This is a genomic window from Listeria cossartiae subsp. cayugensis, from assembly GCF_014229095.1.
Lineage (GTDB): Bacteria > Bacillota > Bacilli > Lactobacillales > Listeriaceae > Listeria > Listeria cayugensis.
In genome coordinates, this window is the sequence record NZ_JAARZC010000001.1 from 1,260,365 (window position 1) to 1,274,382 (window position 14,018).

The window sequence follows — 14,018 nt, forward strand, 5'->3', positions numbered from 1 at the left end:
CAAGCCCTTCCTCTCTAAAATTTTCCGTTAAATTGGTTGTCCTTTTCATCACTTTGTTTTATATTACTTCACATTATAAGCCCGATTAAATATATTTGCAAGTACTTTTTAGAAACGGCGATTTTTACCTTCTAAGTTGACCTCTTTTGATAAATAGCGCACGCGTTCCATGATTCGGCGAGCTTTTAGTTTTTCTTCCATACCATTTTGAGCAAACATTAAATGATTTTCAAGTTGATCCATGTTGTAATTTGACGAGAAGAACGTTGGTAATTCCTCTTGCATCCGGAATTGTAAAATCGCACCAAGCACTTCATCCCGTGTCCAAGCAGTCATTGATTCCGCCCCGATATCATCGAGCATCAGCACTTCTGTTTCTTTCGCAAATTGGATTTTTTCACCAACAGTATTGTCAGAAATAGATTGCTTCACTTCTCGCATAAACTCAGGTAAATAAACGAGTGTCGTTGAAACACCTTTTAAAGCAAGTTCTTTCGCAAGTGCGCCTAATAAGTATGATTTTCCGGTCCCGAAACTACCATGAATAAATAATCCTTTCGCGCGTTCCCCATTTTTAGCAGGATAATTATCTAAAAATTGGTAAGCTTCCACCAGTGCCAACTGACGCGATTCCTCATCGGTATAAAAGTCTGCTAAAGTCGCATCAACTACTTGTTTCGGCATATAAAGCGAACGGATTCTCCGCTCCACAGCACGGCGCTTCTCTTCTTCCATTTTCTCTTTCGTCGGATAATAGGTGACGGTGATGAATTCCCCATTAAGAACAAGTTTTGGAGCATAGCCTGGCATTATTGTTTCTTCTTGCTCGCTAAACTTTTTATGTTGCGTCATAAATTCATATAAATTAGATAGGTTTTGATTCACTAATTGCTCGGTGATCTCTTCTTTGTGCTCCTTGAAAAAGTCTTGAATTGGTTGATAATGGAGAACTTGCTGTTTTAACCCTTGGTATTCTTTTTCAAAGTCGCGTCCTTCAAAAAGCTGTCCTAATGTTCTTTCGATGTTATCCATATTCTTCACCTACCTTTTATTTAGTCGTTCTTTAATTTCACGAACTTGATCTTCGAGTGTTTGTTTTTCTTTGTCGGTCATTTTATTTTCTGCTGGAGCAACTTGTTCTTTATCAAACCAGTCCGGTAAAATTTCTTTTCGAGTTGATTTTTGATAATTTCGGTTGTAATTATTCGCTTTAGGTGTAGCTGGTTCTTCTTGGAGACGTTTGTATTTTTCGTGCTCTTGCCAGGCGAGATCCATTGCTTCTTTGGCAGTTTTCACGTTTTTTCGTTTCCAGTGAGCTGCAATGGTCATCATATAATTTTTGGAAAGTTTGCGGTCAAGGCGAAGTAATACGTACTCAATTAGTACATTCATTACAGGAACCGGTAAATTTTGCTGATTCATCACTTCTTCTACGACGCGCAAATCCGTTTCAGCGGGCACTGCGCCATCTGAAATATCAACCAACAATTGAAATGGCGTAATGCTCTCTAAGTAAACTTGGAGCGCTTCCTCGTCATTCAATGCTTCCTCTGGCTCTCGGCTGACCGGTGTTTCCTGCTTCATTTGTAGTTTTGGCGGTGCTCCATTTTCAATTGTGTATCCTTCGCGAACGATTTTCCGTAAATAAACAATGTCAATTTCGCCATTCGCATCAAGTGCACGGTACAAATAGCTTGGCATGTCTTTTTCGGAAACTTGGTAAATTCCGTGCAATTTTAAAATCGTTTGTCGTACTTCTTTTGTTATTTTTTCGCGGGCAATCATACCCGGAGACAGTAAACTTAAAAATAAATTAAAATCAAAACTAGCATCATCAAATTCAATTTCTTTTGCCTCAACTTTATCTACTAAAACTTGGTTGGATTCAGATGGAACAGCGCTACTCCCACCTTTAAATGGTTCAAAAACGTCTTGGAATGAACGAGTAATTTCGCTATATGTAGTGGTTTCGAACGTCTCATCTGCAAAAAAGCGACGCAAACGTTGAAACTGCGCATTGCCAATTTTGCTATATAAATAAATATTCAATAGACCATCTGAAAAAAACTTTTCTGGTGATAACGGTGGCAAGATTTCGTAAATATAAAAGCGTTGGTCGTTTTCGGTTTTCACATAACTTTTTAGAAGGCCTAAACCTTCCAATTTTAGCCGTGCTTCGAATAACGCTTTTAAACTAATATCAAGCATATTTAAAAGTTGGACGTGCGAATGCGCTTCTGACCAAAGTCTGTTTTCTTCGACTTCTGTGAACAGTGTTTGGTATAAAGCAAGACATTCCGCCCCCATTAGCGGTTGATATAACATTGTAATTATTTTTCTGTCGGCGCCCGTCAAGATCCCACTTGCCTTCACTTGATAGCTGTCTACCGCTTGAAGTTCCATCCAAAATTCCGTCAATTTACTCACCTATCTTTATTTTTTTCCATCAAATCTTTTAATTCTTCTACAAATACACTAATATCTTTAAACTGGCGATAAACCGAAGCAAAGCGCACGTAGGCAACTTCATCCAGACTCGCTAATTTATTCATTACTTTTTCGCCAATCAAATCAGAAGCGATTTCACTGTCGCCGATGTTCCTTAGTTCGCGCTCCACTTCGTTGACAATTTCTTCAATTTGTTCCGCGCTAACTGGCCGTTTTTCACAGGCTCTGATTAAGCCGCGTCTTACTTTTTCACGAGCAAATTCTTCTCTTGCTCCGTCTTTTTTTACAACTATTAAAGGACTCTCTTCTACCTTTTCAAAAGTGGTAAAACGAAATCCGCATTTTTCACATTCACGTCGTCTTCTGATGGAATTACCATCGTCGGCCGGTCTTGAGTCTACAACACGCGTGCCATTATATTTACAAGTAGGACATCTCACAAAAAATCACTCCTATCCCTAGCATTTCTTTATCTGTTTATTTGTATGCCTCATTATACCATGTGAAACTAAGGGTGGCTATTTGTTCTTAACAAATCGTTCAATAAAAGTAAGAACTTGCTTTTGTGTCTTTTCAAGTGACGTATTATTATCAATCACAAAATCCGCTTTTTTGGCCTTTTCGTCAATACTCATTTGGCTATTAATTCTTGCTAAAGCTTCTTCTTCGGTCAAATTATTTCGCTTCATTAAGCGCTGTAACTCAGTTTCTTTAGTCGTCCAAACAACGACAATTTGATCAACCAACGATTCTAAATGACTTTCAAACAACAGCGGAATATCAAAAAACACCACTTCCTCTCCCGCTTCAAAATAACGTTCTCGCTCCGCTAACATATAATCTTTCACACGAGGGTGCGTAATTCCATTTAACTTTTCGCGTTTTTCTTTATCATTAAAAATAATTTCTGCTAGTTTCGGGCGATTTAACGTGCCATCCGCTAACAAAATTTCAGCACCAAAGTAAGCAACAATTTCCGCCAGTCCATCAGTACCTGGCTCCACGACTTTCCGAGCCGCCACGTCTGCATCAACTAGCGGAATACCAGCTTGCTGAATCATGTTACTCACAGTTGACTTCCCTGTTGCTACGCTTCCTGTTAACCCAATTGTTTTACCCATGATTCCAGCTCGCTTTCTACTTTTGACAATTCGGGCAAAAATGCGTCCCGCGTCCATTCAATTTAATTTTTTCGATTGGTGTCCCGCAAATAACGCACGATTCGCTCGTTTTTCCGTACACTTTTAGTTTATCTTGGTACTGGCCTAGTTTCCCTTGAGAGTTCACATAAGTTCTAACCGTGGACCCACCAAGCGCAACTGCTTCGGTCATAATGCTTTTTGTCGCTTCAAAAATTCGTTTAATTTCTTTATTAGAAAGCGAATTCGCTGCTCTTTCAGGACGCACTTTTGCTACAAAACAAATTTCGTCCGCATAAATATTTCCCACTCCTGCAACTAATTTTTGATCAAGCAAAGCCGTTTTAATAGCGCGGCTTGTCTTTTTTACACCTGTTGCAAAATCAGCTAAAGTAAATGCTTCCGTTAACGGCTCTGGGCCCAATTTTTTTATCGACCGTGTTTCCGCCTCGCCGTATTTACTAGTCACTTCCATCGTTCCGAATTTCCGCACATCTAAAAAGCGTAATTCCGTGTGGTCTTCAAAATGAAAAATAATATGGGTGTGCTTGCTGACTTCCTCATTCTCATCCATTAAGCGAAACTTACCTTCCATCCGCAAATGGGATAAAATCGTACAGTTAGTCAAATCAAATAGCAAAAATTTGCCACGACGGCGCACGCCTTCTATTTCTTGCCCGACAAGCATATGAACAAATTCATCGGGCGGGGTTGCGACAATCATTTTTGGAACACGGACAATTACTTGGTCTATTTTTTTACCTGGGACTAGTTCTTGTAATGTTGCGCGGACATTTTCGACTTCCGGCATTTCTGGCATATATAAACTCCCCGTTTCTCTATTTATTTCGCGTCATACCATGTGTCACCAAATGCGCTATCTACTTTAAGCGGTACAGAAAGTTCTACAGCATTTTCCATCACATCTGGTACAATTTCTTCTAATTTAGCGATTTCGGCTTCCGGTGCTTCGAAAATCAATTCATCATGCACTTGAAGTAATAATTTTGCTTCTAATTTTTCAGATTTTAAGCGCTCGCTCATCAGAATCATCGCTTTTTTGATAATATCTGCGGCACTACCTTGGATTGGCGTGTTCATCGCTGTTCTTTCCGCAAATCCGCGAACGTTGAAATTACGACTCACAATCTCCGGAATATAACGACGACGATGTAAAATGGTCTCCACGTAGCCTTTTTCTTTCGCAAAACGAACAATATCTTGCATATATTCTTTCACGGCAGGATAGCTCACAAAATAGCGGTCAATAAAGTCTTTTGCTTCTTTTCGCGTAATACCCAGATTTTGAGATAGACCGTAATCACTAATCCCATAAACGATACCGAAGTTTACCGCTTTTGCTTGACGGCGCATTAAGGAATCTACTTCATCTTGCTCGACATGAAAAACATCCATTGCTGTTTTCGTATGAATATCATAATCGTGTTTAAAGGCGTAAATTAAATTTTCATCTTCCGAAATATGCGCTAAGACGCGTAACTCTACTTGCGAATAATCGGCAGAAAACATTTTCCAGCCCGGTTTACTTGGTACAAACACTTGTCTGATTTTACGCCCTTCTTCTAAGCGAATTGGGATGTTTTGCAAGTTTGGATCGACCGAACTTAAACGTCCTGTTTGGGTTAGCGTTTGATTAAAACGTGTATGGACTTTATGCGTTTCTTTGTCTGTAACTTTAAGCAGCCCTTCGATATAGGTGGACTGAATTTTACCAAGTTGGCGATATAGCAAAATTTCATCAATAATATCATGCTGTCCTGATAGGCTTTCTAGCACGTCGGCAGCTGTTGAATAACCTGTTTTTGTTTTCTTCACTGGTGGAAGCCCCAGTTTTTCAAATAAAATTACACCTAATTGCTTCGGTGAATTGATGTTGAATTCTTCGCCTGCTAGCGAGTGAATGGATTCTTCTAACGTTTTCAGTCTGCCAGCTAGTTCTACTTTCATATTTTCAAGACGCTCTGTATCAACGCTGACTCCTTGCATTTCCATTTGCGCTAAAACAAATGTTAAAGGTAGCTCTAAATCTTCCATCAAAGCTAATTGTTCATTTTCCTCTAAATCATCGACAAGCCTTTTTTCTAAGTCAGCAATTGCTACTGCTTTTCTGGAAAGATGTGCCGCGACAATACTTTCTTCTGGCGTGCTCCGTTTTGCTCCTTTTCCGTACACTGCTTCGTCTGTTTCTACCTCTGTGTAATCATGACGTACTGCTACACTTGTAAAATCATCAATCGAATCGGACGGGTTTAGTAAATAGGAAGCTAACATGATATCAAATGTGATGCCTGAAATAGCAAGACCAATACGATTCATTGCTACCATTGTTTTCTTCGCATCGTACACTACTTTTGTTTGGTCACTTTCAACCCATTCGCGGAAAGCGGTGCTATTTTCGGCTGTTTCTTTCGTAAAGAAATACGTTCCTTGGCTAGAATGAATAGTTAAACCAATGAAATTCGCCGTATGGTAGTTATCATTTTCTAACTCCACGTAAAGCGCAGTTTTCCCACCAAAATGTTTCTCTTTTAATTCCGTTACTATTTCAAAAGACAATTCTTTTAATTCTTTCGCTTCTTCTGGCGTGTCGCCTTCGATGTTTTTCAACAATGTCGTAAAGTTCATTTCTTTTAAAAGTGGAATTACTTTTTCTGTTTGATAGCCGTCGTATTTTGTGCTTTCAACCGTGCATTCAATTGGTGAATCGACATTGATTGTTGCTAGTTCTTTACTCAAAATGGCTAATTCTTTGTTTTCTAGTACTTTTTCTTTTAGTTTTTTACCGGAAATTTCCTCGGCATGGTCTAATACGCTTTCTACGGTTCCGCCAAATTCATGCAACAGTTTTAAGGCAGTTTTTTCACCTACACCTGGGATACCTGGGATATTGTCTGATGAATCGCCCATTAAACCTTTCATATCAATGATTTGTGCAGGAGTTAGATCATATTTTTCTTTTAGTGTTTCTGGCGTATTTGTTTCCATGTCCGCTATACCTTTTTTCGTAATATAGACCGTTGTTTTTTCAGAAGCTAATTGTGTTAAATCACGGTCTCCAGTAATGATTGCCACTTCCATCCCGTCTGCTTCTGCTTTTTTCGTTAACGTTCCGATAATATCGTCTGCCTCATAGTTGGCAAGTTCATATTGCGGGATATCGTAAGCAGTTAAAAGCTCTCGGATGAATGGAAATTGCTCGGATAATTCACTTGGCGTTTTTTGACGTCCGCCTTTGTAGCCTTTAAAAGTCGTATGGCGAAAAGTCGTTTTCCCCGCATCAAAAGCAACGAGTACATGGCTAGGCTTTTCTTTCTCCAATACATTCATCAGCATCATCGCGAATCCATACACCGCATTTGTATAGACACCTTTATCGTTATTTAAAAGCGGTAGCGCATAAAACGCGCGGTTCGCAATACTATTTCCATCAATTAATACTAATTTATTCACAGGGATATCCTCCTCGATATTATCATTCACTTGTGTCTATTTTACCATAGGAACATAAAAACAAACCACTTATCCGAATGGGATTAAATGGTTTGTTTTAAATACGTACAATTATCACACGAAAAAGAAATACGAACTAGTTTCATAACTCGAAACCGAACAAAATTAGAAGTTTTTAATTAATTCATCCGCAAATTCCGAACATTTAACTTCTGTCGCGCCATCCATTAATCGAGCAAAATCATAAGTTACTGTTTTTGCAGCGATTGTTTTTTCCATCGAGCTATTAATTAATGCAGCTGCTTCACCCCAACCAATGTGTTCAAGTAAAAGCGTTCCGGATAAAATAACAGAGGATGGGTTTACTTTATCAAGGCCTGCGTATTTCGGTGCCGTACCATGTGTTGCTTCGAAAATTGCGTGGCCAGTTAAGTAGTTAATGTTCGCTCCTGGAGCAATACCGATTCCACCTACTTGAGCTGCAAGGGCATCAGAAATGTAATCTCCATTTAAGTTCATCGTAGCAACGACATCAAACTCTGCCGGACGCGTTAAGATTTGTTGTAAGAAAATATCTGCAATCGAATCTTTTACTAAAATTTTACCAGCAGCAAGTGCTTCGCTTTGTTTCGCATCAGCAGCTTCTGTACCTTCCGCTTCTTTAATGCGATCATACTCATTCCAAGTAAATACTTTATCACCATATTCGCGTTCACATAAGTCATAGCCCCAATTTTTGAAAGCTCCTTCTGTGAATTTCATGATGTTTCCTTTGTGTACGAGTGTTAATGACTTACGACCTTCTTTGATTGCATATTCAATCGCAGAACGCACTAAACGCTCGGTTCCTTCTTTCGAAATCGGCTTAATACCAATACCAGAAGTTTCCGGGAAACGAATCTTATCCACACCAAACTCAGATTTTAAGAAGGCAATCAATTTTTTCGATTCTTCGCTACCTTCTTTAAATTCGATTCCTGCGTAAATATCTTCTGTATTCTCACGGAAAATAACCATATCTGTGTCTTCAGGACGTTTTACTGGAGACGGGACACCTTTAAAGTAACGAACCGGACGTAAACATACATATAAATCTAATTCTTGACGCAAGGCAACGTTTAATGAACGAATACCTCCGCCAATTGGTGTTGTAAGCGGGCCTTTGATAGCAATTAAATACTCATCAATCGTGTCTAAAGTTGCTTGTGGAAGCCATTCGCCTGTTTGTTTGAATGCTTTTTCACCAGCTAATACTTCTTTCCACGCGATTTCTTTTTCGCCATTATATGCTTTTTTTACTGCCGCATCTAAAACACGTTTTGCAGCTGCCCAGATATCTGGACCAGTTCCGTCCCCTTCAATAAAAGGGATAACTGGGTTGTTTGGCGTTTTTAGTACACCGTTTTCTACTTGAATTTTTTGACTCATAAAGTTTGTTCCTCCTCCATTAAATTCGTTCTTCAACAGGTAAATAACTTCTATTTTCAGGTCCTACGTAAATGGCGCGCGGACGGATAAGACGATTATCGCGATACTGCTCGAAAATATGCGCTAACCAACCGGATACACGGCTCACAGAAAATACTAATGTAAATAAGTCTCGGTCAATACCAAGCGCATGATAAACGGAGGCTGAATAGAAATCGACGTTTGGTTTTAAATGTTTTAATTCCCAAACCGCTTCTTCTACTTGCATCGAAATATCAAACCATTTTTCTTCGCCTTTTTCAGCTGTTAATTTTCTGGACATTTCACGTAAATGTTGCGCACGAGGATCTCCCCCGCGATAAACACGGTGACCGAAGCCCATGATTTTTTGTTTTGTATCGATTTTTTCTTGGATGTAATTGCGCACATCCCCAGCTTGGTCAATTTCTTCTAACATATCAAACACACGTTCGTTGGCACCACCATGAAGTGGACCTTTCAGCGCACCAATCGCAGCTGTAACGCCGGAATAAACATCCGAAAGCGTTGCCACACACACACGCGCTGTAAACGTAGAAGCATTAAATTCGTGATCAGCGTGCAGCACAAGCGCTTTATTCATCGCTTCTACAGATAACGCATCCGCTTCTTCACCCGTAATCATATAAAGAAAATTCGCTGCCATATTTAAGTCATCTCTTGGTGGAATCGGATCTAGCCCGCGACGAATTCGAGAAAACGCAGCAACAATTGTCGGCATTTTCGCTTGAAGACGAAGCCCTTTACGGTAAACAGCTTCCCCGTCGTCCAGTTCTGCTTCTGTATCGAATACACCGAGCATCGAAACGGTTGTTCTTAAAACACTCATCGGATGTAATTTTTGGTGGTTCTGCATTCTTAAACTCGTAATAATCGTTTCTGATACAGCCATATTTTCTTGTATTTCTAATTTAAACTTTTTAAATTCATCTTTATTCGGCAAACGCAAATGCCATAATAAGTAAATTACTTCTTCAAAAGAAGCATTGTTTTCCATTAAATCATCAATACCATAGCCAACGTATGTTAACATATCATCGATGATAGAGCTAATGGAAGTTTCAGCAACATATACATTTTCTAACCCTTTAGATAACGTCATTTCATTTCCTCCTTTTATCCTTTTTTACGTATGTACTTATTTGATGAATGCAACTAACTGCATTGCCATGTACGCAATACCCGCTGCAATTACTGGTCCAGCAGCAATCCCTCTAAAAAGCACCACTGCTAAAATGGTACCAAATACTAGCGAGACGGTTACTTGCGGATCAACAGCCATATAGCCTACACCTTTTTTCGCTAAAATAGAAACGGCGATTCCAGCACCAAGACCAATCCAACCAGCTGCCGATTTAAAAGAATCAATTAAATCTTTGAAACCGATTTGACCAGTGGCGATTGGAATCAAGATAGCAACGGTTATAATCGTTACACCCCAATTAATCCCCTTTGCTTGAATCATTTCCATCACTTTGCCGTCCACATGAAATAGCTTCAATAGAATAACGGCGGCTACGGCAATGATGAGCGAATTATTTTTTGCTATAAGTCCGAGAAGTAAAAAAAGAAGTAAAAACAACATACTTTCCGTAAACATATTAAGTCACCTTTCAATATCACGCATCTAGGAAGCGAGATAACAATTATTATATCATAAACTTACCTTATAGTAATACTAAAATGCCATAAGGAAAATGAATTACCCTTTTTTCAATGAAACCTCTATAGAAAAGTTTTTCCCATAGAGGTTAGCATTACATATCAAAATAATAATATTGTGTGTGTTTCTTTTGGTTTCCGAGCCATTTGGTTAATTTTGGTTTTAGTAGTTTGCGTGAAATCGGGATAAAAATGAGCAAACCTAGCACAGTTGTGATAATTCCTGGAATAATTAATAAAAAGCCAGCAATGAAAAAGCATAGACTATCTAATAAATACGGTGCTACTGTACGTCCATCGCGTAGATTTCGGAACAGATTGCCACCCAGACGTTTGAAAATAAAAATACCAAAGGCGCTTGATGCTATTTGAATAAAAAGAAGTGGCCAAAAGCCGATTACTTGGAATAGCCAAACATACATAATTAATTCGATTAAGCCGTATAAAGCCCAATAAAGAATAAACTTTCTCATAAAATCAACTCCAATACTTACTGACTATTATAACCTATTTTACCGCATTCGAAAAACAATACAGTGTGCATAAAAAAAGCGTCCCGCATGCGGGACGCTTTTAGAAAGTTAAATTTTAGTGAGTTGCTGTTTTGCCGTTATATACAACGCCTTGACGAGAATCAACAGTGATAATTTCACCGTCTTTTACAAGAGATGTTGCATCTTTAGCACCAACAATGACAGGAATGCCAAGGTTGATTCCAACAACTGCTGCGTGGCTAGTTAAGCCGCCTTCTTCCACAACAACTGCAGCACTTTTCTCGAATGCAGGAAGGATTTCTTTATCTGTTGTTTTAACGATTAAGATTCCGCCTTCTTCTGCTTTTTGAAGTGCTTCTGCATTGGATTTAGCAACGATTGCTTTACCAATTACAGATTTGCTGCCAATTCCTTGACCTTTAGCAACTTTTTCACCAATTAATTGGATTTTCATTACGTTAGTTGTTCCACTTTCTGTAACTGGAACACCAGCAGTGATGATGATTAAATCGCCTTGTTTTGCAACGCCAGAAGCAAGAGATTCTTTTACTGCAAGGTCGAACATTTCGTCTGTGTTGCTAACTGGAGTAGCTAGACGAGGATAAACACCCCATGAAAGAGCTAAGCCACGATATACATGCTCGTTGAATGTTACAGCAACGATATGAGATTTCGGACGGTATTTAGAGATCATACGCGCTGTGTGACCACTTTGAGTCGCAGCAACGATAGTTTGTACGTTTAGGTTTTTCGCAGTATGACCAACAGCTTGACCGATAGCTTCTGTCATATCCGTATTTTCATGAAGTTTAAGCGCAAATTTGTCTTGAGCGACTAATACTTCTTCAGTACGAACAGCGATTTTCGCCATCATTTTAACTGCTTCAACTGGATAGTCCCCAGCAGCTGTTTCACCAGATAACATAATTGCATCAGTTCCATCAAAAATCGCATTCGCTACGTCACTTGCTTCAGCGCGAGTTGGACGTGGGTTACGTTGCATGGAATCAAGCATTTGTGTTGCAGTAATAACAGGTTTACCAAGTTTATTACATTTTCTGATAAGTTCTTTTTGTACAATCGGAACTTCTTCAGCAGGAATTTCAACACCTAGGTCACCACGAGCAACCATTAGGCCTTGAGAAACTTGTAAGATTTCGTCGATATTGTCAACGCCCTCTTGGTTTTCGATTTTAGGAATGATTTGTACGTGAGTTGCATTATGCTCTTCTAAAATTTTAGTAATTTCAAGAACATCTGTAGCACGACGTACGAAAGATGCAGCGATAAAATCGATACCTTGTTCTAAACCGAAGCGGATATCAGCAGCATCTTTTTCTGTGATTCCTGGTAGGTTGATAGAAACGTTTGGTACGTTAACACCTTTTTTATTTTTAAGTACACCTGGGTTAAGTACTTTAGTTACTAATTCGCGAGTAGCTTCGTCTTTTTCGATTACTTCAAGACCGATTAAACCGTCATCAAGTAAAATGGAAGATCCGATTTCTACATCATTGTAAAGTTCGCCGTAAGTAACGGAGAATTTTTCTTTTGTTCCTTCAACTGGAGTCATGGAAACACGTACAACATCACCTGTTTGGAATTCTAATTTCCCACCAACCATGTCGTTTGTACGGATTTCTGGGCCTTTTGTATCAAGTAAGATTGCCACTTGTTTACCAGTTTTTTTCGATGCTTCACGGATATTTACAATACGCGCACCGTGCTCTTCAAAGTCTCCGTGAGAGAAATTAAGACGTGCTACGTTCATTCCTGCTTCGATCAACTGAACTAAAGTGTCAACTGACTCACTTGCAGGACCAATTGTACAAACAATTTTCGTTTTTTTCATGTTATTACTCCTCCTAGAACTTAGCTATTCATTCGTATTTATTATAAACATATCTTCCCCATTTTACCAGTAACAACCTTGTAAAACAAGTCAGTTTGTGAACAAAAGTGCAATCGTGCTACGTGGTAACGATAACAGGAAAACGTTTTCTAGATTGTTACATCACGCTAATTAACGATTTACTTCTCTTTACCCACAAAGTTTATTTTTAATACGTTACTAAAAATTTTCACAAAGAAAGGCTACCATGCTTTGTCATGGCAGCCAGCTCTTCAGCCGTTTTAAATCGACAAAATAGATGCAAGATCAAATAATTTTTGATCAAGCGTGTGTTTTTCTTTCAAAATTTCACTAATGTCATTTTCGACAATTCTATTTTCACGGATTCCAACAGCTAATCCTCCGCGGTTTTCTAACAATAATTCTACTGAGCGCGCACCAAGACGACTTGCAAGTACACGGTCAAATGCAGTTGGGCTACCACCACGTTGAACATGTCCAAGAACCGTTACACGTGCATGATAATCGCCATATTCAGCTAATTGTTTGGCAAAGTCATTACCAGACATTACGCCTTCTGCAACAACGATAATACTATGTTTTTTACCACGTTCGCGACCTTTGTTCAAACGATCCACGACATCATCCATGTTAAAGCTTTCTTCTGGAACGATGATAGCTTCAGCGCCACCAGCAAGACCAGACCAAAGAGCGATATCACCAGCGTCACGACCCATAACTTCAATAATGAAAGTACGTTCATGACTTGTAGCTGTATCGCGGATTTTATCTAGAGCATCAAGAACAGTGTTCAGTGCAGTATCGAAACCAATAGTAAAATCAGTTCCAGAAATATCATTATCAATAGTTCCTGGGATACCAATAGTTGGGAAGCCACGTTTTGTAAGTGCTTCCGCTCCGTGATAAGAACCATCTCCACCGATAACAACAAGGCCATCGATTTGATGTTTTTTCAGTTGTTCGATTCCTTTAAGTTGTCCTTCTTCTGTAGCGAATTCAGGATATCTTGCGGAATAAAGGAATGTACCTCCGCGGTGAAGTAAATCACCAACAGAACCTAATTCTAATTTACGAATATCGCCATTGACTAGCCCTAAAAAGCCATAGTTAATACCGTAAACTTCGAGTCCTTCATAGATTGCTTTCCGTACAACAGCGCGAGTGGCTGCATTCATTCCTGGAGCGTCTCCTCCACTTGTTAAAATTGCAATTCGTTTCATTTTACTTACCACCTCAGACAATGATATTGTTTTTCATCACATGTGTTTATTCTACATGAAAAAAGGGCAAATGAAAAGCTCCAACAGAACACTTTTTTTAAGTATAAGCTTGATAAAACGCCATTTTGAACATCGGTCTATTCCGATTATCCTAATAAACGGCTTTATAGCTTAAATAAACATAATTGGTCTATACTTGTGAATAAACAAACTTTCTTTCATCCTTTGGCATATACCAAAGAAG

Annotated in this window: 12 protein-coding genes and 1 other annotated feature (1 of these 13 cut by a window edge); all 12 genes read right to left on the reverse strand. The window is 39.0% G+C overall.

The features are described from left to right. Positions 1-58: a binding site (T-box leader), on the reverse strand (it extends 173 nt beyond the left edge of the window). 50 nt (positions 59-108) lie between these two features. The 12 genes from dnaI to pfkA all read right to left on the reverse strand — a co-directional run bounded on the left by dnaI (position 109) and on the right by pfkA (position 13,774). Next, a complete protein-coding gene (gene dnaI / locus HCB49_RS06355; protein ID WP_185604401.1) occupies positions 109-1,032 on the reverse strand; it encodes a primosomal protein DnaI in 924 nt (307 codons plus the stop codon). Between the two features lie 9 nt (positions 1,033-1,041). After that, the gene (locus HCB49_RS06360) at positions 1,042-2,418 is read right to left on the reverse strand and encodes a replication initiation and membrane attachment family protein (protein ID WP_185604402.1); all 1,377 of its coding nucleotides are present in this window, start codon (positions 2,416-2,418) and stop codon (positions 1,042-1,044) included. 5 nt (positions 2,419-2,423) lie between these two features. Then, a complete protein-coding gene (nrdR, locus tag HCB49_RS06365; RefSeq protein WP_003762439.1) occupies positions 2,424-2,888 on the reverse strand; it encodes a transcriptional regulator NrdR in 465 nt (154 codons plus the stop codon). A gap of 78 nt (positions 2,889-2,966) precedes the next feature. After that, the gene (gene coaE / locus HCB49_RS06370) at positions 2,967-3,569 is read right to left on the reverse strand and encodes a dephospho-CoA kinase (RefSeq protein ID WP_185604403.1); all 603 of its coding nucleotides are present in this window, start codon (positions 3,567-3,569) and stop codon (positions 2,967-2,969) included. 16 nt (positions 3,570-3,585) lie between these two features. After that, complete coding sequence (mutM, locus tag HCB49_RS06375; protein WP_185604404.1) at positions 3,586-4,407, reverse strand: DNA-formamidopyrimidine glycosylase; 822 nt, start codon at positions 4,405-4,407, stop codon at positions 3,586-3,588. A gap of 23 nt (positions 4,408-4,430) precedes the next feature. Next, a complete protein-coding gene (gene polA, locus HCB49_RS06380; RefSeq protein WP_185604405.1) occupies positions 4,431-7,058 on the reverse strand; it encodes a DNA polymerase I in 2,628 nt (875 codons plus the stop codon). A 165-nt stretch (positions 7,059-7,223) separates the two neighbouring features. Further along, entirely contained in the window at positions 7,224-8,486 is a 1,263-nt protein-coding gene (gene icd / locus HCB49_RS06385) for an NADP-dependent isocitrate dehydrogenase (RefSeq protein ID WP_185604406.1), read from the reverse strand. 19 nt (positions 8,487-8,505) lie between these two features. Next, entirely contained in the window at positions 8,506-9,627 is a 1,122-nt protein-coding gene (gene citZ / locus HCB49_RS06390) for a citrate synthase (protein WP_185391471.1), read from the reverse strand. Positions 9,628-9,663: 36 nt separating this feature from the next. Beyond that, on the reverse strand, positions 9,664-10,125 hold the full coding sequence (locus tag HCB49_RS06395) for a DUF441 domain-containing protein (RefSeq protein ID WP_008947934.1): 462 nt from the start codon (positions 10,123-10,125) through the stop codon (positions 9,664-9,666). Between the two features lie 157 nt (positions 10,126-10,282). Continuing rightward, the gene (locus tag HCB49_RS06400) at positions 10,283-10,660 is read right to left on the reverse strand and encodes an FxsA family protein (RefSeq protein ID WP_185391472.1); all 378 of its coding nucleotides are present in this window, start codon (positions 10,658-10,660) and stop codon (positions 10,283-10,285) included. A 115-nt stretch (positions 10,661-10,775) separates the two neighbouring features. Continuing rightward, entirely contained in the window at positions 10,776-12,533 is a 1,758-nt protein-coding gene (pyk, locus tag HCB49_RS06405) for a pyruvate kinase (RefSeq protein ID WP_185391473.1), read from the reverse strand. Between the two features lie 281 nt (positions 12,534-12,814). Then, the gene (gene pfkA / locus HCB49_RS06410) at positions 12,815-13,774 is read right to left on the reverse strand and encodes a 6-phosphofructokinase (protein ID WP_008947937.1); all 960 of its coding nucleotides are present in this window, start codon (positions 13,772-13,774) and stop codon (positions 12,815-12,817) included. Positions 13,775-14,018 lie beyond the last annotated feature (244 nt).

Bases quoted from the DNA above. Each gene is read 5' to 3' on its own strand.
- dnaI (WP_185604401.1), bottom strand. From the start codon at position 1,032: ATGGATAACATCGAAAGAACATTAGGACAGCTTTTTGAAGGACGCGAC.
- icd (WP_185604406.1), bottom strand. From the start codon at position 8,486: ATGAGTCAAAAAATTCAAGTAGAAAACGGTGTACTAAAAACGCCAAAC.
- pyk (WP_185391473.1), bottom strand. From the start codon at position 12,533: ATGAAAAAAACGAAAATTGTTTGTACAATTGGTCCTGCAAGTGAGTCA.
- coaE (WP_185604403.1), bottom strand. From the start codon at position 3,569: ATGGGTAAAACAATTGGGTTAACAGGAAGCGTAGCAACAGGGAAGTCA.
- HCB49_RS06400 (WP_185391472.1), bottom strand. From the start codon at position 10,660: ATGAGAAAGTTTATTCTTTATTGGGCTTTATACGGCTTAATCGAATTA.
- citZ (WP_185391471.1), bottom strand. From the start codon at position 9,627: ATGACGTTATCTAAAGGGTTAGAAAATGTATATGTTGCTGAAACTTCC.
- HCB49_RS06395 (WP_008947934.1), bottom strand. From the start codon at position 10,125: ATGTTTACGGAAAGTATGTTGTTTTTACTTCTTTTTTTACTTCTCGGA.
- mutM (WP_185604404.1), bottom strand. From the start codon at position 4,407: ATGCCAGAAATGCCGGAAGTCGAAAATGTCCGCGCAACATTACAAGAA.
- pfkA (WP_008947937.1), bottom strand. From the start codon at position 13,774: ATGAAACGAATTGCAATTTTAACAAGTGGAGGAGACGCTCCAGGAATG.